Raw genomic sequence first — 23,397 nt, forward strand, 5'->3', positions numbered from 1 at the left:
TATGACCCAATTACAACGCACTATATAGCAATACCTTAGCTTTTCTTCCGCGGTCGATAATGCGACTCCGACAGGATGCGCTGCGGGTTCTTCTCGGCCATAAGCTGAGCCAGTGTCACGTTAGGATGCTCCGTCATGTATTTGCGCACGATTTGCCACCCAATCCAAGCCCCTACCCTACCGGGGCAGGTTTTGTCGATCTCGGGCACGTTGGGCCGCTCGCCCACGTACTTCTGAATGGTGAAGGGCGCAGTGTTGTAGAGCAAGTTTTTCTCGATGAAATGCGCCCAGACTTTGCCTTCGTTGAACTCTAACCCTTCCAGCTCTTTGGCGGTGTAACCCATAAGCACTGAGTCGGGCGTGCAGGGCAATGTCTTTTCGGCAAAGTAGAGCGACTTGCCGTACTGCACCATTTCGCCGAGCATGGTCTGGTTGGTGAGCTGGTGCTGGTTGTATTTGCTCGATACGGCCAACGCAGCCGTGGGCATCAGGTGGGCAGGTGTGTAGCGGCGCAAAATGTAGTCGGGTACGTTGGGGCGATAACTGGCTTTGGGACCGACGAAAAAATCGAGGCCAACCACCATCAGGCTGTCGTTGACGAACATATCCTGGCTCAAACCGCTGATAAACGTCTTGACCGGCGGCACCCGGAAGCTTGGGAAGTAATAGCGTACGTGCTGAAAAAATTGCTTCAGTTCGCCTTGCAGCTTGTTTGTATCCTTGAATTCTGTTTCGGTTTCGCGCGCTAACTTTTGCAACCCAGCGTTGGTAGCCAAGCGCGTAAGCGTATTGGCCAGAATTGCTTCCGACGGATATTGCCGGCGCTGCAAAAACTGATCAGCGAAGAGTCGATGCTGGGCCAGAAACTGTTTGGCGTCGGCTTCGTTTCGTATTTTAAAGAAGGGCTGTTCGAGCCTTTCCAATTGCACGGGGGCGGCTACTTTGGCCACTTCCGGGTTTATTTCGCACTTCTCATTTCCCCGCTTACAAGCCGTGAACAAGAGGGTGTAGCCAAGCAAGGCAACGAGTAAAGGACGCATTCGGGCCGTATTGTGAGTCACGCTTCTATCTTTAGGGCGAAAATAGCCAAAACGAAACGCCGCACGGCGTGCTTTCGTGTTTTACCTAGCGTTTTACTAGTTCTTCTATGAAAAAAACATTGTTGTCTCTGCTTGCTGTCGCTGCTACGGCGGGCACAGCTTCCGCGCAAGTTGAAATCGGCCTCAAAATATCGCCCTCCATCACCAACCTCCGCGTTGATTCGCCCACGCAGTATGCTTTTCAAAACGAAAGCAGCAAAGCCAGCCTAGGCGGCGGCGTGATCGTTGATTATTTTTTCGGACAAAACTACGCCTTCAGCACGGGCTTGCTTTTGGCCGGCAAGGGCGGAACTATCAACTATTACGACGAGAATACTAAGGTTCGGGAAAAGCTGAAGTACGGCATTCAATACCTCGAAATTCCTGTCACCATCAAGCTGTTTACAAACGACGTTGCCACCGACACCAAGCTTTACTTTCAAGTAGGCGGCGCGGTTGATGCGGCTATCGCGGGCAAGCTCAACGGCAATAAGTTTTATACCGATCCCGGTACGGGCGCTGAAACGAAAGCCGCCAAGCACGTTATCGTTCCGGATGCCGCCCTGATCGCAGGTTTTGGTGCCGAATACCAACTAGGCCAGAGTACTAAGCTTATGGCAGGCATCTCGTATCACCGCGGCCTGTTCAACATCGACCGCTACTTCGACAGCACGCGCAAATTCAAGAGTGTGACCCTCAAGAACAACGAGTTTGCCTTGGATCTCGGGCTAAAATTCTAGCCCTCGCATAAGTAATTAACCATCAATTACTTACGAAAAAGCCCGTCCTGCTCATCGAGCAAGGCGGGCTTTCTTCTTATCAGGAAGGTTTTTCGCAGAAAAAACCGGCTAATCTATAACGTCTTCGATCTCACGATCTTGTAGGCGACTCATGGCGGCAGCCGGAGAATGCAGTTCAATCTCCTCGCCGCGTTCATCCTCGATGCGATAGTCGGTGAGGCCCATAGAAGTGTCCTTCATAACCTTCACCCACTTGTAATACTTAAGATACCACTTCATCTGCTTCGACACCAATCCCTTGGTGTAGTAGGCGTGCAGGAAGGGGTGCACATACAGCGTGATGCCCGACTGGTTTTGAGTTACCAACAAGTCCTCAATGCTGTTGTCGATTTCGTCCGTTACGAGGATAGAGGCCGAAATCTTGCCCGTACCACCGCATGTGGGGCACACCTCACCGGTCACGATGTTCTCGGCGGGGCGTACGCGCTGCCGCGTAATTTGCAGCAGCCCAAATTTGGTGATGGGCAGAATGGTGAAGCGCGCTTTGTCGGACTTCATAATGTCCTTCACGGCGTCTTCTACCTTTTTGCGGCTATCAGCCGATTTCATATCGATGAAATCGACTACAATGATGCCGCCCATGTCGCGCAGGCGGAGTTGGCGGGCCACCTCCCGCGCGGCCGACAGGTTCACGTGCAAGGCCGTAGCCTCCTGATCGCTTTCCTGATTGCTTTTGTTACCGGAGTTAACATCGATAACATGCAGTGCTTCAGTGTGTTCGATAACGAGATAGCCGCCACCTGGCACTGTCACGGTTTTGCCGAAAAGCGTTTTGAGTTGCTTCTCTATGCCGTGTTGCTCAAACACTTTTACCTTGCCGGTATGCAGCTTCAACAAGCCCATTTTGTCGGGCGCGATCTTCTGCAGATAGCTGTGCATTTCCTCGTACATCGGCGCCGAATCCACGGTGATGGAATCGAAGCTTTCGTTGAGCATGTCGCGCAGCATGGAACTCGTACGTCCCAGTTCGCCCAGCACCTTATCCCGCTCTTTGGCAGTGCGTAAGGTTTGGAAAAGCTGCTCCCAATTGGCGACCATGCTTTGCATGTCCTTGTCGAGTTCGGCTACCTCACGGCCCTCAGCGACGGTACGGATGATGACGCCAAAATTGTCGGGTTTGATGGAAGCAATAAGGCGCTTGAGGCGCTCCCGCTCCGTCTTGCTGACAATCTTTTTGGAAATGCTGATGGTATTGGAAAAAGGAACCAACACCAAATAGCGCCCGGCCATGGAAATATCCGTGGAAAGCCGAGGGCCTTTGGTCGAAATAGGCTCTTTTACGATCTGAACCAGCATTTGCTGGCCCTTTTTGAACACGTCGGCCGCCTTGCCGACTTTGTCCAACGGCCCTTCCAACTGAAAGTTCTTCAGGGCCGCTACGGTAATTTTCTGCGATTGAACGCCTTTCACCCACTTAGCCAGCGAAGGGTATTGTTCTCCCAAGTCGCCGTAGTGCAGAAAAGCATCTTTTTGGTACCCAATGTCAATGAACGTAGCGTTCAGACCGGGCATAACTTTCTTGACCGTGCCCAGGAAGATGTCACCAACTGAATAGTTGGTGTCATTGCGGTCGAAGTGGTATTCGATGAGCCGCTTGTCCTGGAGCAGGGCAATTCGTTCTCCTTCCTGAGTAGAATTAATGATTAATTCGTTACTCAATGGATCAGATAGGTTAATTGATCCGCCAGCCAGCAGCCATACGCCACCCCCGAAACCCGTAAAGGGAAGCCAGCGCACGCAGCGCCAGCTTCCCTTTCAAGCCATGGGGAAAGCGAACTATTAGCCACTCTCGGGGATACTAGATGAGAGATAAACAAGTGTCTCTGAGCTACTTACTCATTACACTCGCCAGCAAACCCCAAAGGCTTACTTCTTCTTGTGACGGTTTTTGCGCAGGCGCTTCTTCCGCTTGTGAGTGGCAATCTTGTGACGCTTTCTCTTCTTACCGCAGGGCATGAGATGATGGGTTAGATGGGTGAATGATTGAATCTTCGGGTTGCAGCTGCCAACTGAAAGCAATAATCCTCAGCACTATGCAAGCAATTGAAAATCAACGACTTGCAAATACCACACTATTAGCTACCAACAGCCGACCGCTATTTGCTATTCAGCTTTTGTAGTTGCTCGTCTACCGAAGCCAGAAACCCAGGATCAGTACTTAAGGTTCTGGCTTTGGTGAACGCTTTTCGGGCGTCGTCCTTAGCCCCGGTTAGGGCCAATGCCACGCCCAAATAAAACTGTCCGTTTAGGTTTTCAGGGTTGATGATCGTCAACTCCCGGAAACGCTCTACGGCTTTGTCGTTCTGGTTACTTTGCAACGAGAGCAGGCCTAAGTTGTAGATGGCTTTCTCGTTTTTCGGATCGGCCACCAACACTTCACGTAACAAAGTCACGCCCTGCACTGGGTTTTCGCTGGCCATGTAGGCCATACCTAAGTTAGTTTTTGCATCGAGGTTTTCGGGGTTGTTTTTCAACACCCGCTCGTACAATTCCCGCGCTTTGGCACCCAACTCCTTCTGCCGATCTTGAGTGGCAGCAAAGCTAAAAGCTTCAAAATATTCGTCAGCGGCGCGCTTCCATGCTTGCTCGCCAGGGCGGGCTTGCGCTACTTGCTCGTAGTAGTAGCCGGCGCTGTCGAATTTTTCAACGGCTTTGTACTTCACGGCCAGATCAGTAGCCAGCCTTAGCTTAGCCATTGGGTCTCGCTCAGCAGTGTATTTGGCCAGCAGTCCTCCGATTTCTCGGCGTTGGGCTGGCGCAACCTGCATGTGCGGCTGTTCAGGCGTAGCTCCGGTTGGGGCACTGCTCTCTACCGAAGCGGTAGAAGGCATGGCCGCTCCGTTGTCGCGGTTGGCCGTTTGGGCAGCACCTTGAGCAGTCAGTTGGCTTTTGCCCTCTTTTGGCTTCACAATGACCTTCGGCAACAAAAACAGCGCGGCTACCAACCCAAGAGCGACAGCCAGAACAATGAGTTGATGCGAAGATTTGCGAGGAGCCATAAAGCAAAGACAGGCCGCCGGACTTCGCAAAACGAAAAGCCCGGCGGCACAGCCGACATGTTACTAGAACGAAAACTAGGCGTTAGCCGATTCTTTGATCTTCTTGCTGTTCTTGATCTTGCTGGTGAAGGTCTTCGAAGGCTTGAAGCTCGGGATGAAATGCTCGTCAATGATGATTGACGTGTTTTTCGAGATGTTACGGGCCACTTTTTTAGCCCGCTTCTTGTTTACGAAGCTCCCAAAGCCGCGCACGTAGATGTTGCTGCCTTCGGCCATCGAGTCTTTTACAACTTTGAAAAAGGCTTCGACTGTTGACGAAACGTCTGCTTTTTCAATGCCGGTTTTTTCGGCGATTTCGGCGATTACTTCTGCTTTAGTCACGCTGGTAAGTGTACTATGTGGAGTGAAAAAAATGTCTTGGGCAAAAGGTCCTAATTCAAGACGTAAGCCCTTGCCCGGTAGGCTGTTCGCTACTGAATTAGGGCCACAAAGGTAGTCCCCTTTTTTGGTTTTGCAATACTTTTCCAACAATCCTCGTCGATCTAGGTTCCATCGACAACTCTTTCTGCCTCACCACTTTGAATACACAAACTCCCCTACCTGCACACCCTTACTTCGCACAGGCACTCTTGGAATGGTACCCGCGGCACCGTCGCGATCTGCCTTGGCGCCATACCCGCGACCCTTACGCAATCTGGCTTTCGGAAGTTATTCTTCAGCAGACCCGGGTGAAGCAAGGACTGCCGTATTATCTTGATTTTGTTACTACTTATCCCACCGTTCATGACCTTGCAGCGGCCCCCGAAGAGGAGGTTTTGCGGCACTGGCAAGGGCTTGGTTATTACTCGCGTGCTCGCAACATGCACCACACTGCCCAGCAGGTAGTACGCGAGTACGGCGGGCAGTTCCCCAACAACTATGCCGAGCTGCTGAAACTGCGAGGCGTAGGTCAGTATACGGCGGCAGCTATTGCCTCTTTTGCCTTCGGCGAAAAGGTAGCCGTGCTCGACGGCAATGTGTTTCGTGTTTTGTCTCGCGTGTTTGGCATCACGGCTGATATTGCGGCGCCGGCCAGCCGCAAGGAATTTCAACTTCTTGCAAATCAGCTTATTCCGGCTGAAGCTCCGGATGAGTTCAACCAAGCCGTCATGGAATTTGGCGCTATTCAGTGCACGCCCGTTAACCCCGATTGCCTTTTTTGCCCGCTGCAACGCGAATGCTATGCTTTTCAGCACGGGATGGTCAACCAGTTGCCGGTCAAGACGAAAGCCAAGGCTTCGCGCACGCGGTACTTTCACTACTTGGTGCTACGCCACGGCGATACAGTGTACATGCGCCGCCGGGGTCCGAAAGACATTTGGCATGGACTTTACGACTTCGCGCTCACCGAAACCGAAACGCCCGAACTCTCTGCCCTAGAAGTACTTGACACGCTAGAGGCGCTTGGCGGTCAGGTAGCGACCAATCGGGCTGAGGAGCCGGTACAGGCGTTGCGCCACGTGCTCAGCCACCAAAAAGTTGAGGCCCGCTTCCACTCTATCTGGCTCGAATCGCCTTTACCAGATTCAGTTATAACCACTTCAGGGTTAGCACCTTATACTGCAGCGCAAACAGAAGAATTACCCAAACCCATTATGATTGCTAATTATATTAACAACCGACTGAACAAAAACTAATTTATTTGGAAATATGGCCTGGGTTTTGTATTTTTATATCAAATACAACTCCTTTTTCCAGTATCATAAAAACTTATTTACCAACAAGATGGCAGGCATTAACAAAGTAATCTTAGTAGGCAACCTGGGCAAAGATCCGGAGGTTCGTCATTTGGAGGGCGGTGTGAGTGTAGCCAGCTTCACGCTCGCCACCAACGATCACTACAAAGACAAACAAGGCAACCGAGTAGAACGCACGGAGTGGCACAACATTACCGCTTGGCGTGGCTTGGCCGAGATGGCTGAAAAGTATCTCAAGAAGGGCCAGCAAGTGTACATCGAAGGCAAAATCCGGACGCGCCAGTATCAGGATAAGGACAACCAAACGCGCTACATCACCGAAATCGTGGCCGATGAGATTTCTATGCTTGGAGGCCGCCCGCAGGGCGATGGCCCTACGGCGCAGGACCAGGTGCAGGTGCAAATGTCTGCGGAGGAAACTCCGCAGACGTTCCGCCAAGAGCCCGAACTCAACCAGTTGCCCTTCTAACTCCAGAATATAGGCGAAGCTCGCCTCAAACCGGGAGCCTCGGCACGAAGCCGGGGCTTTTTGCGTTGTGAGCGTACTAACCGCGCTTTCCGGTTACCTTTGGTGAGTAAATTCGCATCGCTTCGCATGCTTTCTTCTCGATTTTTTCGCAGCTTCCTTTTGGTATCTGGCGTTGCGACGCTGCTCGTAGGCTGTACTTCTGCGCCCGATTACACGCCCAAGCCTAAGGGCTACAACCGCATCGACTTGCCGCCGCATAGCTACCAGCAGCTGGCGCCAGGGCATCCGTACACGTTTCAGTATTCGCGCTATGCGAAGGTGCTTCGCGACTCATCATACTTGGCGCAGCCCCACTGGATTAATGTGTATTACCCGACGCTCCATGCCAACATCCAGATTACCTACACCGACATCAACCGCGATAAAAAGGTGTTTAACAGAATGTTGGAAAGCGCTCGTAAGCTAACCAGCAAGCACGAGATCAAGGCCACGGCCATCGACGAGAGCATGCTCAAAACACCCAGCGGTATGCGTGTATCGGTGTTTGAACTTTCAGGTGAGGTGCCCAGCCAGTTTCAGTTTTACACCACCGACAGCACCAAGCATTTTTTCCGCGGCGCCTTATATTTCCCCACTGCCACTGCCAACGACTCGCTGTCACCCGTCATCGACTATGTCAAGAAAGACATTGTGCAGCTCATTAATACCCTGAAATACAAGTAGTTAAATCGCATGACATTTATCAATTAACAGCAGCAAGGCCTGCCAAAGCCTATGTCTTCGCAACTATTTGATTATCAAATGTTTGCAATTGTTATATGATGGATGTTAACTGTTGATTGAAATGAGTTTTTTCAACACCAAAATAGAGTATTTACGGGGCGTAGGCGTACAGCGAGCGCAGCTGTTGCAGAAGGAGTTAGGCATTTTTACCTACGGCGACCTGATCCAGCGCTATCCATTTCGCTACCTCGACCGCACGCAGTTTTACAACGTCGTTGACTTGCACGACGACTTGCCTTACGTGCAGGTGAAAGGCATATTGCGGGGCCGCGAAGTGATCGGCGAAGGCCCCAAGCAGCGCATGGTTGCCAAAATAGCCGACGCCAGCGGCGAGCTAGAGTTGGTGTGGTTCAAGGGGGTAAAATTTCTGGAGAAGATCGTTAAGAACCACCAGGAATACATTGTTTTTGGCAAACCCTCCCTGTTCAATGGCAAGCCGCAAATGGCGCACCCCGAGCTCGAAGAGGTAACGGAAACCAAGGCTGGCCAAAGCTATTTGCAGCCGGTATACAACACCACCGAAAAGCTCAAGAACTACCATCGCATTGATAGCAAGGCGATTATGCGTATGGTCGCTGACCTGCTGCGCATTGCATTGCCGCAGGTGCACGAAACGCTTTCGCCCGAACTGATCCGACAGTATGGGCTGATGAGCAAGGCGGAGGCGTTACAACAGATTCACTTCCCGCAGAGCACGGATCTGTTGCAGGCGGCCCGTTTTCGGCTGAAGTTCGAAGAGCTTTTTTACGTACAGCTCAAGCTGTTGCGTCAGAAAGATCAGCGCAAGGCCACTTTGGCGGGCCAGATTTTCAAGGAGGTGCCCACGCTGGTCGACTTTTACAAAAACCACCTCGCCTTCGACCTGACGGGTGCCCAGAAACGTGTCATCCACGACATCTACAAAGACTTCTGCTCGGGCAAGCAGATGAATCGCCTGTTGCAAGGCGATGTAGGCTCCGGCAAGACCATTGTAGCTTTCATTTCCATGCTCATGGCCGCCGACAACGGCGCCCAGAGTTGCCTGATGGCGCCCACGGAAATACTTGCAGATCAGCATTATGTGGGCTTGAAGGCGTACGCCGACCTGTTGGGCATCAATTTGGGTAAGCTTACGGGCTCATCGCGGACTTCGGAGCGGCGCGAGCTGCACGAACAACTTCGCAACGGCACCATGCACATGCTGGTGGGCACGCACGCGCTGCTCGAAGACGTGGTACAGTTCCGTAATCTCGGCCTTACTATCATGGACGAGCAACATCGGTTTGGCGTGGCGCAACGCTCGAAGCTGTGGCAGAAGAATCCGCATGTGATTCCGCACGTGCTCGTGATGACGGCAACGCCCATTCCGCGGACGCTGGCCATGACGCTGTATGGTGACCTCGACGTATCCGTAATTGACGAGTTGCCTGCTGGCCGCAAACCCATCGTGACGGTGCACCGCTACGATTCTAACCGCCTGAAAGTCTTCCAATTCTTGCGCGATCAGATCTTGCTGGGGCGGCAGGTATACATCGTTTATCCGCTTATTGAGGAAAGCGAATCGATGACGGAGTACAAAGACCTCATGGACGGCTACGAAAGCGTACAGCGGGCCTTTCCGGAGTGCCAGATCAGCATTGTGCACGGCCGCATGAAGGCCGAAGAGAAGGACTACGAGATGCAGCGGTTCGTGCGCCGCGAAACTCAGATCATGGTTGCCACCACCGTAATCGAAGTGGGCGTGAACGTACCGAATGCTTCGGTGATGGTGATTGAGTCGGCGGAGCGCTTTGGGCTCTCGCAGCTGCACCAGCTCCGGGGCCGCGTAGGCCGGGGTGCCGAACAGAGCTACTGCATTCTGATGACGGGCTTCAAACTCAGCAAAGACTCGCGTACCCGCCTTGAAACGATGGTCCGGACTAACAACGGCTTTGAAATTGCCGACATTGACCTCAAGCTGCGCGGTCCCGGCGACTTAATGGGCACCCAGCAAAGCGGCGTTTTGGATTTGCTGATTGCCGATCTGGCCAAAGATGGCCGCATCCTGACCGAGTCGCGGGCCGCAGCACAACAGCTTCTTAGTGAAGATGTTACATTAAGCAAGCCCGAAAACCAGAATATCCGCCGCCACATAGAATCGTTGCCGGCAACGGCGGTCAACTGGAGCCGCATTAGTTAACGGCAAGGTAGCTCGTCAGGTAAGGGCACAAAAAAGGCGACTTCGAGGAAAGTCGCCTGCTTCAAATTATTCGTACCGAACGGATGCTTCTGTATGCATCGGGGGAGTTTGCCACAAATGGCTCGCGTTGCTGGAAAAACTTCCTTGGTTGCTTACCTGTCGGGTGAAAAAGGAAGTCTGTTGAGCGGGACTAGCAGAAGCATTAACAGGAGCAGGTAACGGCTGTTTGGAGAATTTCCCTGCTACGATCAAGGCAAACAGGACTAAGAAACGTAATAAAAACTTCATAAAGTAAAGACACTAGGGTAAGACACGAAGGCCACGCGCATCAAAATTAAAGCCAAAAGGGGAAAGATTTCAAAAAAAGATTTGGGCAACTGTGCAATTTAGGTTTGAGTACTTTGCGCCGTTGCTCCACGTTTGAGGTTGAATAGTTCAGCTTGTACCCGAGTCGCATTGCTCGTCTTTGCTGTTTAGCTTCTGGGCAAAGATAAAGGGGTACAAGGCAGTAAAGTGGCTAACGGAAGGTTAAGGATGCGTGAAGAAAACGTTGCAAGACCTTTGCTACTGTTGAGATTCGGGCGGTGTACGAGGGCAGACCGTAATTGGATACCCCGGCGCAGCACTTTTTTCTGATATTTGTATTATTCCATACTTAACTCGCTTTGTTCGTGCGTCTTAATTTTTCGATTTTCACAGGTTTAATGCTCGCGTGTAGCCTTCTAACCCAAGAGCTCGCTGTAGCACAACGCGTAAAATCCGCGCCGTTTAGCTACTTGCCCGAGCAGACAGAAGACCGCTACAATCAGCGCGTCACCCGCAAAACCCTTCCGATTGGAAACGACGGCTTTATCATTTTAGCGCATAAGGCAGCGGGCGAATATGCGGTAGAGCGCTACGACAACGACCTTAAGCGGTTGTGGTCGACGGGGGTGCCGGTTGGAACGGGGGAAAGTATAGAAGCCTTTGCTCGCAGCGCCACGCAGGCCTTCGTAGTTATCCACCATAAAGATGCCGCCACACAATCTTTGTCGGTTGCGCCTATCGAGCTGAAAAGCGGACAAAAAGGCGCTGCCAAGAAATTAGTAGACGCCGCTGCCCGCGACCGCCGGCCGGGGGTTGCGTTTTCTCCTGACGGCTCGAAGCTGGTGGCCTTTCGCTACCTGACCCGCGACGTGCAGATCCGGGCGATTACGGCGGCGGTGTACGACCAGGCGCTTACCAAACTGAAGGACCGCACTTACGATTTCCATGATCTAGGCGACTTCTTCTCCCCTACTGTGTACATCGGCAACGACGGCACGCAGTACGTAGCCCTGATCAGCGACGCCATGAAAAAGCTGACCGTGCGGCGCTACCGCAACGACAACGCCGATATTAAGGTGATGTCGGTGGCCGTGGGCGGCACGTTTGGCGGCAAGGAAGTCATGGTGTTCGACACGAAGTATGCTTTGCAGCCCGACAGCTCGCTGTATGCGGCGGCCATCTGCACGGATCGTAAAACCGGCCAGTACTACAGCCTGAAAGTGGTGAAGTTTGATTTTGCGGGCAAAGGCGATATGAAGTTTGCCCCCGAAATGCTATTTACCCCAGCGTACCTAGCCGAAACTAACAAAACGACACAGAGCGCAGCCAAACGTCTAGAGGACATCTACTTATCCGACCTCTTGCTAACGGATGATAAGCAACTGGTAGTTATTGCCGAGAAGAAGTACGAAGAAGGGGGCGACGAATCGCCGGTGCATGCGCGCGAACTGCATTTGTTTGGCTACAACGAGTTTCAGAGCCCTGCCTGGCATTCTATAATCCCTAAAGATCAGGTAGCCTCGCCCACGGAAGCGTTTGCGGGAATTGGATACCGTGCCGCTGTTTTCGGCCCCGACGTGCTTATCCTGACGCAGCAGAAAGTAAAGGGCAAAGCCGACCTTTTCCTGACGCGCGTAAATGCTCAAACCGGCGTCGTGCAGCCTACCAAAAGCTTGGGCCTCAACGTGGCCAGCGACCAGAACTTAGCATACGTGAAGGACTTTACGGCCTGGCAGGACGCCAAAACCATTATTGGCGTGAGTCGCCCCAACAAGAAATCAGCGGCGCTCATGTTAAATAAGATTATGGTGAAATAGCGCCGCTGACCCGAGCGATAGCACGCACAAAAGCCACCCGGATGAATTTGGGTGGCTTTTGACATTTAGTATATATCTGAAAATCAAATAAATATGCCCTAAAATTATTATTTTCCCTTCTAAATCATCGTCCCACCCTTTTTCAGCAAACAGCATGGGTTACTTTGAGATTTACCAAGGCAAAAACGGCGACCACTACTTCCGGCTGAAAGCCGGTAACCACGAACCGATTTTGCACAGCGAAGGCTACAGCAGCCGTGCCGCCTGCGAAAACGGCATCGAGTCGGTGAAGAAAAACTCGCCCAACAACGACCGGTATGTGCGGCGCGAAGCGCCCAGCTTTTCCTTCTCGCTGAAAGCCACCAACGGGCAGGTAATTGGGCAAAGTGAGACGTATAACAGCGCCGCCGCCCGCGAAAACGGCATCGAATCGGTGAAGCGCAACGCTCCGGAAGCCGTTGTGAAGGACCTGACGGTCGCCTGACCCTGCGGCAGCAAACTCACAAAAAAGCCGCTCCTGATCACAGGAGCGGCTTTTTTGTAACTAATTGACTACCAATCAATTAATAACAATACTCGTTTGCCTCCACCAAAGCAGCAGCGATGCGGCGGCGGGCATCTTTAACGTTGAACAGTTCGGCTTTGGTGAAGCGCTTCAGGCCCATGGCCAGCAAGCGCTGCTCATCGCCTTCGGTCATGGAAGCGATGGCGTCTTTGCCCGACTTATTCACATGATCCACAGTATCAGCCAGGTACACGCGAGCGATGTCCATCTGGTTGGCAAGGGCTTCTTCGCCTTTCTCGCCGGCTTCTTTTTCGACGCGCAGCAGCGTGCTTTCGGCCGTGTATACTTTGATGGCCATGTCGGCGATGTTCATCAGAACTTCCTGCTCTTTGGCGAGCGAGTTCATGTACTTCTGAACGGCCGTACCCGCCACCATCAGAATGGCTTTCTTCAGCTTGGCGATGGTTTTCTTCTCGGCAGCAAACAATCCAGTTTCTTCTTCCGTGTTGAAATCCGGAATGGCCATCAGTTCCTGCTGCACGGCTTGCGCCGGACCCATCAGGTCGAGTTCACCCTTCATGGCCTTCTTCAGAATCATGTCGACGGCCAGCATGCGGTTGATCTCGTTGGTGCCTTCGAAGATGCGGTTGATGCGCGAGTCGCGGTAGGCGCGATCCATGGGGTAATCGGCCGAGAAGCCGTAGCCGCCATATACCTGCACACCTTCATCTACCACATAATCAAGCACTTCCGAACCTTCTACTTTCAGAATAGCACACTCAACCGCAAATTCGCGGGCAGCGCCCAACAGCGCTTCGTTGGCCGATTTGCCCTGGGCCATCAGTTCCTGCTCCATGCGGTAAATGTCCATGCCCGCACGGTAGATGGCCGACTCCACGGCGTAAATGCGGATGGCTTGCTCAGCCAGCTTGTGGCGGATGGCGCCAAACTTAGCAATCGGCATCTTAAACTGTACGCGCTCGTTGGCATACTTTACGCTCAGCGTAGCCGCCATTTTCGAAGCGCCCAAGCACGCAGCGGCCAACTTGATACGGCCGATATTGAGTACGTTGAAGGCGATGAGGTGGCCTTTGCCAATTTCGCCCAACACGGCATCTTTCGGCACTTTCACGTCCGACAAGAACACTTGGCGCGTGCTGCTGCCCCGAATGCCCATCTTGTGCTCTTCGTTGCCAAGGCTTAGGCCGGGTGTATTTTTCTCGATGATGAAGCCGGTAAACTTGTCGCCATCGACCTGCGCAAACACAATGAACACGTCGGCAAAACCGCCGTTGGTGATCCACATTTTCTGGCCGTTGAGCACGTAGCCCGAGCCATCTTCGGTCGGAATGGCTTTGGTTTTGGCACCCAGCGCATCCGAGCCCGAGCCGGGTTCGGTGAGGCAATACGCGCCCATTAGCTCACCGTTGGTCAGGCCGGGCAGGTATTTGGCTTTCTGCTCGTCGGTGCCAAAATAAAGAATCGGCAGCATTGCGATGCCCGTATGCGCGGCAAAAGCCACCGGGAACGAGTGCCCACCGCCTACACCTTCCGTCACGCGCAAGGCGGTGGTAAAGTCCATATCGAGGCCGCCGTATTGCTCCGGGATGCTCACACCGAACAGGCCTAATTGGCCCGCTTTCTCCATCAGGCCCCGCATCAACCCTTCCTCGTGGTTGTCGAGGCGCTCGAGCAAGGGCTGCACTTCCGCGCCCACGAAGTCCAGACAGGTCTGGTACATCATCCGCTGCTCCTCGGTGAATTCGGCTGGGGTGAATACGTCTTGAGCAGCAGTTTCTTTGATGATGAACTCGCCGCCTTTCATCAGTTTGTGGGATACTTCCATGACCGTGAGAGAATTGAAGATTTTGAGGGAATTTCTAAGTTACTATTTTGTTAGGCTTGCAGCCTATTTAGGGCGAAAGAAACCCCGCTTGCGGGGCTTCTAATCTTCTTATTCAGAACAGCTTATACAACCGTCTGGTTCTGTATGTTGGATTGTGATTTGGCTACTTCAGCAGCTCATAAATACCTGCTACGCCTTGGCCACCACCGACGCAGGCGGTTACCATGCCGTACTTTTTGCCGCGCTCACGCAACTCGTCGAACAGCTGAATGCTGAGCTTAGCGCCTGAGCAGCCCAGCGGATGACCAAGGGCAATAGCACCGCCATTCACGTTAAGCTTTTCAGTATCAATGCCTAGCTCACGCACCACCGCAATTGACTGCGAAGCAAACGCTTCGTTCAGCTCAATCAGGTCGATGTCGTCGAGCTTCATGCCGGCTTGCTTCAGGGCCTTCGGGATGGCTTTCACCGGTCCCATGCCCATGATGCGCGGGTCGATGCCTTCGGTGGCGTAGGTGACCATACGGGCGATGGGCTCCAGATTCAATTCCTTTACCATACGCTCCGACATCACGATCACGAATGCCGCGCCGTCGGAAGTTTGGGACGAGTTGCCCGCCGTAACCGTGCCGCCCGCTGCGAACACGGGCCGTAGCTTGGCCAGCGCTTCCAGCGATGTATCGGCGCGCGGACCTTCGTCGGTATCCACTACGTACGAGCGCTTTTTCTTCTTGCCGGTGGCCTGATCGACGTAGGTTTCTTCGACCGTGATCGGCACGATCTGCTTCTTAAACTTGCCTTCCTGGATGGCTTTAATAGCCTTTTGGTGCGAGTGAAAGGCAAATTCATCCTGGTCTTCGCGCGAAATCTTGTAGTCCTGCGCTACGGCTTCGGCCGTCAGGCCCATGCCCAAATAATACGAAGGATGCTTCTGCGCGAGCTTATAATTTGGCACCGTTTTCCAGCCCACCGTAGGCACCTGCGACATGTTTTCGGCGCCGCCCGCAATGATGCAGTCGGCCATACCGGCCGCGATTTTGCCCGCTGCCATCGCAATTGTTTCGACGCCCGAACCGCAGTAACGGTTTACTACCAAGCCCGATACGTTCATGGGCAGGGCCAGCAGCGAAATCATGCGGCCAATTTGCAGGCCTTGCTCCGCCTCGGGTACTGCGTTGCCCACGATCACGTCATCGACGCGTGCGGGGTCGAGGGCAGGCACCGACGCGATCAGGTGCTTGATAACCTCGGCGGCCAGATCATCGGTGCGGGTGAAGCGGAAACCTCCGCGAGGCGCTTTGCCCACGGCCGTGCGGTAACCAGCTACGATATATGCATTCATCTTTTTTGCTCCTTAAAGAGTTGATTGTCAGAACTTAATATAGCTCAACGAGCCACAAAGCCCTTTTATACAACAATTTGTTAATCAATTAGTTACGCAAAGGCTTGCCCGTCGTCAAAATCGACTGAATCCGCTCCAACGTTTTCCGCTCGCCGGTCAGCGACAGGAAAGCTTCGCGCTCCAGATCCAGCAGATACTGCTCACTCACTTCCGTAGGCTGCGACAGGTCGCCGCCGCACATTACGTACGCCAGCTTGTTGGCAATTTTCACGTCGTGATCGGAGATGTAGCGGCCTTCTTTCATGGCGTACACACCGGTCATGAACATGCCCAAAGCGCCCTGGCCGTGCACTTTGATGTTCGTTTTTTGGGTCGGTTGGGTGTAGCCAGCATCCGCAAGCTCCAAGGCAGCTTCTTTGGCCGCCGCAATGGCGCGGTTGCTGTTTACCACTATCTCATCGCCGCGGCGCAGGAAGCCCAAATCATAAGCCTCTGCTGCTGAAGTAGATACCTTAGCCGTGCTGATCGTCATGAAGGTGTTGCGGATCAGGTTGAACTCTGGTTCGCCCTCCTCATACTTCGCAGCTGTGCGCAACGTCATTTCCTTGGTGCCGCCACCGGCCGGAATCAGGCCGACGCCAAATTCCACGAGGCCCATATAGGTTTCGGCCGAAGCCACCACCTTGTCGGCGTGCAGGTTCAGTTCGCAGCCACCGCCCAACGCCAGGCCGTGCGGCACGCCTATTACCGGAATGCTGCTGTAGCGCATGCGCATCATGGCGTTCTGGAACTGCGCGATCATCATGTTGATCTCGTCAAACTCCTGGTCCAGCGCATACATGTACACGAGGCCTAGGTTGGCGCCCGCCGAGAAGTTCGGCGCGTCGTTGCCGACCACCAGACCGCGGTAGCCTTGCTCGGCCATGTCCACGCCCTTCAGCAGGCCCTGGATCACGTCGGTGCCCAGCGTGTTCATCTTGCTGTGGAACTCCACGTTCAGGATGCCGTCGCCGAGGTCGATAACCGAAGCACCGGCGTTTTTCCACAACACCTTGCCCGAAGCGCGCAGGTTGTCGAGAATGATGAAGTTCTCGACGCCCGGAATCGGCTGGTAGCTCTTCGACTCGAAATCGTAGAACTGCTTCACGCCCAGCTCGTTGACTTTATAAAACGAGGAATTACCGGCGTCGAGCATTTCCTGCACCCAGCCTGCTGCTTGCTTGCCTTCGGCCTGAATCAGCTCCAGACCTTTCGGCACACCCAGCGCATCCCAGGTTTCAAACGGACCCATTTCCCAGCCGAAGCCTGCACGGAGCGCGTCGTCGATCTTGTATAATGAATCGGTGATTTCGGGCACGCGGTTGGTCACGTAAGCAAACAGGCCTGCGAACATCTTGCGGTAAAACTCGCCGGCTTTGTCTTTACCAGCGGCTAACACTTGGAAACGATCCGCCAGCTTCTCGATGGGCTTCGTAGCCTCCAGCGTGGCAAATTTTACGCGCTGGCTGGGCTTATATTCAAGTGTTTGTAAATCAAGCGCTTGTATTTCCGACTTGCCGCCCTCGCCTTTTACTTTTTTGTAGAAACCCTGGCCTGTTTTGTCGCCGAGCCATTTGTTTTCGCCCATCTTTTTGAGGAAGTCGGGCAGCGTAAAGGCGGCTTTGGCTTCGTCGTTGGGCAGGCCTTGGGCTAGGCCATTGGCTACGTTGATAAGGGTATCTAAACCAACGACATCCGACGTGCGGAACGTGGCCGACTTGGCGTGCCCGATCACCGGCCCCGTCAGCTTATCGACTTCCTCCACCGTCAGGCCGAGTTGCTGCATCACTTGCAGCACGTCCATGATGGCGAATACGCCCACGCGGTTGGCAATGAACGCCGGCGTGTCCTTGGCCAGCACCGTAGTTTTGCCCAGGTACAGGTCGCCATAGTGCATCAGGAAATCTACGATGGCCGGATCGGTGTCCGGCGTCGGGATGATTTCCAGCAGCTTCAGGTAGCGCGGCGGGTTGAAAAAGTGCGTACCGCAGAAGTGCTTCTTGAAGTCGTCCGAACGGCCTTCCGACAGCATATGAATCGGAATACCGGAGGTATTGCTCGTGATGAGCGTGCCGGGCTTGCGTACCTTTTCTACTTTCTCGTAGAGACTTTGCTTGATGTCCAGCCGCTCGACTACTACTTCTATGGTCCAGTCGCAGCTGGCAATGTCTTTCAGGTTGTCGTCGAAATTGCCGGTCTTGATCTTGGCCGCATCGGCCTTACGATACAGCGGCGAAGGATTAGAGGCAACAGCTGCCTGCAACGAGCTGTTAACGATGCGGTTACGCACTGCTGGGTTTTCCAGCGTCAAGCCCTTTTTTTCTTCGTCGGCAGTTAGCTCACGGGGCATGATGTCGAGTAGCAGCACCTGCACGCCAATGTTGGCAAAGTGGCAGGCAATGCGCGAGCCCATGACACCGGAGCCCAATACGGCAACTTTCTTAATAATTCGGTTCATACGAAAAGGAAGCGGGTGTTCGGAATGGCGGGATTGGATATAAAATCAGACCAAGCAAACGCGCCCCGGCTGACCTAGGCGGAGGTCGACTCGGAGCGCGAGCTTTTGAGTTTGAAATCGTCGAATAAGCTTTTGCTTTCGATCATGCCCGTGATTTGGCCTACGACCTTAAAGAACACATCAAGCTGATTCTGAGGGATTTTCTCGTGCACCTTTTGGTTGAAATGGCGCACGGTTTGGCGCGAGACCTCTTTTTTGCGCAAGCCTTCTTCCGTCAGGAAAATGCGCACCGAGCGTTTGTCCAGCGCGTCGGCTTGTTTATAAATCAGCCCTTTCTCCTCCATCGAGCGCAGGATGCGGGTGAGGCTGCGCGTTTCGAGGCCCAGCAGCGGCGCAATCTTGGTGGCCGGCGTGCCGTTTTCCTGATCTATATTCAACAGCACGAAGCCAATGCTCGTCGTGATGTCGTGCTTGGCGGCCTGCGTATTATACATGCGCGAGATGGCGTGCCAAGCAATTTTGATGTTATAATCGACGGTTTCTTCGGGTTTCATCGTAGTGCTGAGGTCCGGTAAACATACAAAGAATATGTTAGGCTTGCATACTATCTCCGCAGAAAAAAGTTCGGGGAAAACAGCAGCCTTTTGGCTTACCTGCTTTCCCCGAACTCAGCATCAGCGGCGATTTTCGGCGCGGCCTATGGCTTTTACCGCCGGTCGTCGTGATGGTATAAGCTCTCTATGAGGTCTTTGTTGTTTTCGGTGATGATTTTCCGCTTCACCTTCAGGGTCGGCGTCATCTCGCCGCTTTCTACGGTCCATTGTTGGGGCATCAGCACGATCTTCTTCACCTGCTCCCACTGCGCAAAGCTCTTGTTGTAGTCTTTTACAAGGTCTTCGTACATTTTCACAATGCGCTCATCCTTAACGGCTTGCTCGTTGGAGCCAATTTCCACGCCGTGCCGCTTGCCCCAGTTTTTGAGCTCATCGAAAGCTGGTACTACCAAGCAGGCCGGGAATTTCTGATCGGCACCCACAACCATGGCTTGCTCCACGAGCGGCGACTCTTTAAGCTTGCTTTCAATGACTTGCGGGGCGATGTATTTGCCGCCCGAGGTCTTGAACATTTCCTTCTTGCGGTCGGTGATTTTCAGGAAGCGCCCGTTGACAAATTCGCCGATGTCGCCGGTATGGAACCAGCCTTCGGCATCAATTGCCTCTTTGGTAAGGTCAGGCCGGTTGTAATACCCCTTCATTACCGAAGCCGATTTGGTCAGGATCTCGCCGTCCGGAGCGATTTTCACTTCCATGTTGTCGATGAGCGGCCCCACAGTCCCGATCATGTTATCTTCAGGTTCGAAGCCCCCTACGGCAATCACCGGCGAGGTTTCGGTCAGGCCATAGCCTTCCATCACCCGAATGCCTGCGGCCCAAAACACGCGCGCCAAGCGGGGCTGCAACGCACCGCCACCCGATACGATGCATTTTAAGTTGCCGCCCAAAGCTTCCCGCCACTTATTGAAAATGAGCTTGTTAGCCAAGGCAAGCTGCGTATTGTACACGAAGCCCTGGCTTTTCTGGGTATCGTACTTCAGGCCCAGATCCAGAGCCCAGAAAAACAACTGCTTCTTGACGCCCTCCAAGTCGTGCCCCTTGGCGACAATCTTGTCGTAGACTTTCTCCAGCAGACGCGGTACCGTGGTGAAGATTTGCGGCTTTACTTCGCGTAGGTTGTCGGCGATCACCTCCATGCTTTCGGCGTAGTAAATGCTCACGCCGTTGATCATGTATAGATACGTCACCATCCGCTCGAAAATATGGCAGAGCGGCAAAAAGCTGAGCGCCGTATCGTTGTCATGCACAGGCACATACCGCTGCGAGTTACGGCAATTGCTCAGGATATTGTCGTGGCTAAGCATGACGCCCTTAGGGCTGCCAGTCGTGCCGGAGGTATAAATCAGGGTCAGTAGATCATCGGGCTGCACGGCAGCGCGCAACGGCTCTAAAGTCTTCGGATCACCTTTTTTGCCGGCTTCCAGCAGCTCAGAGAAATGGCGAGCGCCTTCAATTCGATCGAAAGTAAAAACGTTTGCGGCCGAAATATTCATGCCGGCAGTGGCTTCTTTTACTTTGTCGTATAGCTTCTGATCGGCCACGAACACGGCCTTCACCCCGGCATCGCCGAAGATGTATTTGTAATCCTCGACCGTGATGCTCGGGTACATGGGCACACTCACCGCACCGAGCTGCGAAATGCCGAAATCGGCCAGCATCCACTCGGGCCGGTTCATCGAGATGATGGCAACTTTATCGTCTTTCCGAATGCCCAAGCTCGCCAAACCTAAACTTACCAGGTTGGCTTGGTCGAGCACTTGCTGCGTGCTTAGTTTTTGCCATTCACCGTCGACCTTGGCCGCGAGGCAATCGGCTTTGGGGTATTTGGAAAGCTGATACGGGAGAATATCAAACGCACGACGGACTTCCATGAAATAGGGCAATAGGGTGGGAAAAGCAGCTTAAATAAATGGATTTTTTGGCGTAAAGCCTATTAGAAGGGCCTGTGAAGCGCCGAGGCTCCGGAAAAGGCAGGCGGGGTGCTGCTATTTGCTTAGTTTTGTCTGCCTGCACTGCCTGCTCCCAATGAATCTGGCTATTTTCTTTGATCCGCTCCGCGAAGAGTTGGTAGGCTCGCCTTCCTCTCCAACCACGCTGGCAGCTTACGTTACCGCTTTTCTCGATACGTTTCCCGACTGGCGCGACGCCGATCTGGCCCTTATCGGGCTGGACGAATGGCGCGGAAGCGCGGCTGGTGCGCCGGCGGCCCACGGTGCCGATGCCGTGCGTCAACGCTTTTATCAGCTTCAGAAAGGTACTGGCGCTCTGCGTATTGTGGACCTAGGCAACCTGCGGCCGGGTCTTACCCTTGAAGACACCTACCTGCGGGTGCGCGAAATTGTGGCAGCGCTATTGGAATACAACACAGTACCGATTTTGCTGGGCGGTAGCCACGACCTCGACTACGGACAATTCTTGGCTTACGAAACCGTGGAGCGCGCCATCAGCTTTGCTACCGTCGATGCCCGCGTAGATATGGCCGAGCACACCGCTGCCCCCGCCGAAGAATCGCACCTTAGGCGCCTGCTGGTGCACGAGCCCAACTTTATCTTCAATTTTGCCCAACTAGCTCATCAGCAATACTTTGCTGCTCCTGATGTATTGGCCGCGCTGGAAAAGCTACACTTTGAGACGCTGCGCCTTGGCGAAATTCACACCGATGTACGGCAGGCAGAGCCGCTGCTGCGCCAAGCCGATTTTGTGAGCTTCGACGTGGCCGCTTTGCGCTGGAACGACGCCCCCGCTTATCACCCAGCCAATCCGTTTGGGCTTACCAACGAAGAAGCCGCGCAACTGGCTTGGTATGCCGGCCACAACGACCAGCTCAGCAGCTTCGGACTCTACGGCTACCGCCCCGACCACGACACGCATGGCTTGGCCGCGGCTACGTTGGCCACCATGCTCTGGTATTTTGTGGAAGGCTATTACCATCGGCGCGGCGAAACGGATTTTCAGAGCCGACGCTTTATTCGGTACGCGGTGGGGTTGCCGGGCACGCCGGCTAAGCTGGTCTTTTACAAAGCCAAACGCACCGAAAAGTGGTGGCTGGAAGTCGAAAGCCTGGCCGACAGCAATTTGAAACGCATCGTGCCGTGCAGTTACCAGGATTATCTGCATGCTGCCCAAGGTGATTTGCCCAACCGTTGGATATTAACGCAAGCCCTGTTAGGATAACCAAACCAATACCAAACATATCTATTTAATATTCAATTAGTTATGAAAATACCATCCCATAGTTTGCCCACTACTGCCCTGCCGGAATATAGCCTTGCACAGCTGGCTTTGCGTAATGGGCAGGATCGGGATGAAATTTGGGTGTGTTACCAAGGCTTGGTGTACGACGTTAGCCGGTCGCGTTTGTGGCGGCGCGGCAACCACTACGAGCACTGGGCCGGCCAAGACCTGACCCAAGAGCTTCAACGAGATGCGCCGCACACGGAAAATGTCTTCGACAATTTCCCTATTATCGGTCGCCTGAAAGCTGCCGCCACTCCCAACTCCTAACCCGCGCAGCCGTAAGCGGCCAAGCATTTCTTTTTCCCCTTCCGTACCGTGAGCACTACCGAAAGCCCGTCTCTTTTCAACAACCTCGAAACCCTTTCCACGCGTGAGTTGCTCGCCGGCATCAACAGCGTCGATCAAACGGTGCCCCTGGCTGTATCCAAAGCCCTGCCGCAGGTAGAAGCGTTGGTGGAGGCTACGGTTGCTCAACTACAGAAAGGCGGCCGGCTGTTTTACATCGGTGCGGGCACCAGTGGGCGTTTGGGCATCTTGGATGCCTCGGAATGCCCGCCTACGTTCGGGGTGCCGCAGGGGCTGGTGGTGGGCATCATTGCCGGCGGTGATACGGCCATTCGCAAAGCCGTAGAAAATGCCGAGGATGATGCTGAGCAAGCGTGGCGCGACCTTTCAGAACATTCTGTGAACCAGAACGATATCGTGGTGGGTATTGCCGCTTCAGGCCGCACGCCCTACGTGATCGGTGGGCTGCAAATGGCTCGTCAGCAGGGCATTGCTACGGGATGCATTGTCTGCAATGCCGGTTCGGAAGTGGCCGCCGCCGCCGAGTTTCCGGTGGAAGTCGTAACCGGGCCCGAATTTCTGACGGGCAGTACGCGCATGAAAGCCGGCACGGCTCAGAAGCTGGTACTCAACATGTTGACTACCGCCACCATGATTCGGCTGGGCCGCGTGAAAGGCAACAAGATGGTGGACATGCAGCTCTCCAACCAAAAACTCGTTGACCGCGGCGAGCGCATGATCATGGACGAACTGGGCGTTGGGCAAGAAGAAGCCGCCGCACTTTTGCAACGCTACGGAAGTGTGCGCGCGGCGCTAGACGCGCAAAAATAGCAAACGCTTTCCGGGGTGAGTCCGTTAGAATGAAACTGAAACACGGAGCTTTTTTGCGACCGAATTGTTAGAATTTCATCCGCTCACCTTTAC

The 23,397-nt window shown here is 53.7% G+C and carries 19 protein-coding genes; 10 read left to right on the forward strand and 9 right to left on the reverse strand.

Annotated features, from left to right (window positions below; translation table 11 throughout):
• Window positions 1-35: 35 nt before the first annotated feature.
• Window positions 36-1,040, reverse strand: coding sequence for a gliding motility lipoprotein GldB (gene gldB / locus H9I52_RS16825; RefSeq protein WP_187454847.1), 1,005 nt, complete (start codon window positions 1,038-1,040; stop codon window positions 36-38).
• A 107-nt stretch (window positions 1,041-1,147) separates the two neighbouring features.
• On the opposite strand from gldB, the gene H9I52_RS16830 reads away from it, so the two are divergent.
• Window positions 1,148-1,819, forward strand: a complete 672-nt coding sequence (locus H9I52_RS16830) for a porin family protein (RefSeq protein ID WP_187454848.1) — start codon at window positions 1,148-1,150, stop codon at window positions 1,817-1,819.
• 108 nt (window positions 1,820-1,927) lie between these two features.
• Here H9I52_RS16830 and H9I52_RS16835 read toward each other — a convergent pair whose 3' ends face one another.
• The 3 genes from H9I52_RS16835 to H9I52_RS16845 all read right to left on the reverse strand — a co-directional run bounded on the left by H9I52_RS16835 (window position 1,928) and on the right by H9I52_RS16845 (window position 5,259).
• Window positions 1,928-3,538: a ribonuclease E/G gene (locus tag H9I52_RS16835; protein ID WP_187454849.1), complete on the reverse strand. Its 1,611-nt coding sequence runs from the start codon at window positions 3,536-3,538 to the stop codon at window positions 1,928-1,930.
• 437 nt (window positions 3,539-3,975) lie between these two features.
• On the reverse strand, window positions 3,976-4,878 hold the full coding sequence (locus tag H9I52_RS16840; protein ID WP_139514880.1) for a tetratricopeptide repeat protein: 903 nt from the start codon (window positions 4,876-4,878) through the stop codon (window positions 3,976-3,978).
• Between the two features lie 75 nt (window positions 4,879-4,953).
• Window positions 4,954-5,259, reverse strand: coding sequence for an HU family DNA-binding protein (locus H9I52_RS16845; RefSeq protein WP_139514881.1), 306 nt, complete (start codon window positions 5,257-5,259; stop codon window positions 4,954-4,956).
• 197 nt (window positions 5,260-5,456) lie between these two features.
• Between H9I52_RS16845 and mutY the strand changes: the two genes are divergently transcribed.
• From mutY to H9I52_RS16875, 6 genes are all read left to right on the forward strand, one after another.
• Window positions 5,457-6,554 carry an A/G-specific adenine glycosylase gene (gene mutY, locus H9I52_RS16850; RefSeq protein ID WP_187454850.1) on the forward strand — a complete coding sequence of 366 codons (1,098 nt, stop codon included), beginning with the start codon at window positions 5,457-5,459 and terminating at the stop codon, window positions 6,552-6,554.
• Between the two features lie 88 nt (window positions 6,555-6,642).
• Entirely contained in the window at window positions 6,643-7,083 is a 441-nt protein-coding gene (locus tag H9I52_RS16855; protein ID WP_139514883.1) for a single-stranded DNA-binding protein, read from the forward strand.
• A 126-nt stretch (window positions 7,084-7,209) separates the two neighbouring features.
• Window positions 7,210-7,806: a gliding motility lipoprotein GldD gene (gene gldD / locus H9I52_RS16860; protein ID WP_187454851.1), complete on the forward strand. Its 597-nt coding sequence runs from the start codon at window positions 7,210-7,212 to the stop codon at window positions 7,804-7,806.
• Between the two features lie 121 nt (window positions 7,807-7,927).
• Window positions 7,928-10,024, forward strand: a complete 2,097-nt coding sequence (gene recG / locus H9I52_RS16865; protein WP_187454852.1) for an ATP-dependent DNA helicase RecG — start codon at window positions 7,928-7,930, stop codon at window positions 10,022-10,024.
• Between the two features lie 776 nt (window positions 10,025-10,800).
• Window positions 10,801-12,147, forward strand: a complete 1,347-nt coding sequence (locus H9I52_RS16870) for a hypothetical protein (RefSeq protein ID WP_187454853.1) — start codon at window positions 10,801-10,803, stop codon at window positions 12,145-12,147.
• A gap of 154 nt (window positions 12,148-12,301) precedes the next feature.
• On the forward strand, window positions 12,302-12,631 hold the full coding sequence (locus tag H9I52_RS16875) for a YegP family protein (RefSeq protein ID WP_187454854.1): 330 nt from the start codon (window positions 12,302-12,304) through the stop codon (window positions 12,629-12,631).
• Window positions 12,632-12,710: 79 nt separating this feature from the next.
• Here the strand turns inward: H9I52_RS16875 and H9I52_RS16880 are convergent, their stop codons facing one another.
• The 5 genes from H9I52_RS16880 to H9I52_RS16900 all read right to left on the reverse strand — a co-directional run bounded on the left by H9I52_RS16880 (window position 12,711) and on the right by H9I52_RS16900 (window position 20,822).
• Window positions 12,711-14,498, reverse strand: a complete 1,788-nt coding sequence (locus H9I52_RS16880) for an acyl-CoA dehydrogenase family protein (protein ID WP_139514888.1) — start codon at window positions 14,496-14,498, stop codon at window positions 12,711-12,713.
• A gap of 163 nt (window positions 14,499-14,661) precedes the next feature.
• Window positions 14,662-15,840, reverse strand: coding sequence for a thiolase family protein (locus H9I52_RS16885; protein WP_187454855.1), 1,179 nt, complete (start codon window positions 15,838-15,840; stop codon window positions 14,662-14,664).
• Window positions 15,841-15,928: 88 nt separating this feature from the next.
• A complete protein-coding gene (locus tag H9I52_RS16890) occupies window positions 15,929-18,337 on the reverse strand; it encodes a 3-hydroxyacyl-CoA dehydrogenase/enoyl-CoA hydratase family protein (RefSeq protein ID WP_187454856.1) in 2,409 nt (802 codons plus the stop codon).
• 74 nt (window positions 18,338-18,411) lie between these two features.
• Window positions 18,412-18,891: a MarR family winged helix-turn-helix transcriptional regulator gene (locus tag H9I52_RS16895; RefSeq protein ID WP_139514891.1), complete on the reverse strand. Its 480-nt coding sequence runs from the start codon at window positions 18,889-18,891 to the stop codon at window positions 18,412-18,414.
• Window positions 18,892-19,043: 152 nt separating this feature from the next.
• Window positions 19,044-20,822: an AMP-dependent synthetase/ligase gene (locus H9I52_RS16900; RefSeq protein WP_187454857.1), complete on the reverse strand. Its 1,779-nt coding sequence runs from the start codon at window positions 20,820-20,822 to the stop codon at window positions 19,044-19,046.
• Window positions 20,823-20,976: 154 nt separating this feature from the next.
• Here H9I52_RS16900 and H9I52_RS16905 point away from each other — a divergent pair, with 154 nt between their 5' ends.
• Genes H9I52_RS16905 through murQ form a run of 3 tightly spaced genes read left to right on the forward strand, consistent with a single transcriptional unit; the run spans window position 20,977 to window position 23,304 of the window.
• The gene (locus H9I52_RS16905) at window positions 20,977-22,125 is read left to right on the forward strand and encodes a formimidoylglutamase (RefSeq protein ID WP_187454858.1); all 1,149 of its coding nucleotides are present in this window, start codon (window positions 20,977-20,979) and stop codon (window positions 22,123-22,125) included.
• Between the two features lie 42 nt (window positions 22,126-22,167).
• Complete coding sequence (locus H9I52_RS16910) at window positions 22,168-22,455, forward strand: cytochrome b5 domain-containing protein (protein WP_187454859.1); 288 nt, start codon at window positions 22,168-22,170, stop codon at window positions 22,453-22,455.
• A 48-nt stretch (window positions 22,456-22,503) separates the two neighbouring features.
• Complete coding sequence (gene murQ / locus H9I52_RS16915) at window positions 22,504-23,304, forward strand: N-acetylmuramic acid 6-phosphate etherase (protein ID WP_187454860.1); 801 nt, start codon at window positions 22,504-22,506, stop codon at window positions 23,302-23,304.
• The last annotated feature ends 93 nt before the right edge of the window (window positions 23,305-23,397 follow it).

Source organism: Hymenobacter sp. BT491 (genome assembly GCF_014349165.1).
Taxonomy (GTDB): Bacteria; Bacteroidota; Bacteroidia; order Cytophagales; family Hymenobacteraceae; genus Hymenobacter; species Hymenobacter jejuensis.

Coding starts and splice junctions, on each gene's coding strand:
- H9I52_RS16875 (WP_187454854.1), top strand. CDS start 12,302: ATGGGTTACTTTGAGATTTACCAAGGCAAAAACGGCGACCACTACTTC.
- H9I52_RS16885 (WP_187454855.1), bottom strand. CDS start 15,840: ATGAATGCATATATCGTAGCTGGTTACCGCACGGCCGTGGGCAAAGCG.
- H9I52_RS16900 (WP_187454857.1), bottom strand. CDS start 20,822: ATGGAAGTCCGTCGTGCGTTTGATATTCTCCCGTATCAGCTTTCCAAA.
- gldD (WP_187454851.1), top strand. CDS start 7,210: ATGCTTTCTTCTCGATTTTTTCGCAGCTTCCTTTTGGTATCTGGCGTT.
- H9I52_RS16855 (WP_139514883.1), top strand. CDS start 6,643: ATGGCAGGCATTAACAAAGTAATCTTAGTAGGCAACCTGGGCAAAGAT.
- H9I52_RS16830 (WP_187454848.1), top strand. CDS start 1,148: ATGAAAAAAACATTGTTGTCTCTGCTTGCTGTCGCTGCTACGGCGGGC.
- H9I52_RS16880 (WP_139514888.1), bottom strand. CDS start 14,498: ATGGAAGTATCCCACAAACTGATGAAAGGCGGCGAGTTCATCATCAAA.
- H9I52_RS16905 (WP_187454858.1), top strand. CDS start 20,977: ATGAATCTGGCTATTTTCTTTGATCCGCTCCGCGAAGAGTTGGTAGGC.
- H9I52_RS16910 (WP_187454859.1), top strand. CDS start 22,168: ATGAAAATACCATCCCATAGTTTGCCCACTACTGCCCTGCCGGAATAT.
- gldB (WP_187454847.1), bottom strand. CDS start 1,040: ATGCGTCCTTTACTCGTTGCCTTGCTTGGCTACACCCTCTTGTTCACG.
- H9I52_RS16840 (WP_139514880.1), bottom strand. CDS start 4,878: ATGGCTCCTCGCAAATCTTCGCATCAACTCATTGTTCTGGCTGTCGCT.
- H9I52_RS16890 (WP_187454856.1), bottom strand. CDS start 18,337: ATGAACCGAATTATTAAGAAAGTTGCCGTATTGGGCTCCGGTGTCATG.
- H9I52_RS16895 (WP_139514891.1), bottom strand. CDS start 18,891: ATGAAACCCGAAGAAACCGTCGATTATAACATCAAAATTGCTTGGCAC.
- recG (WP_187454852.1), top strand. CDS start 7,928: ATGAGTTTTTTCAACACCAAAATAGAGTATTTACGGGGCGTAGGCGTA.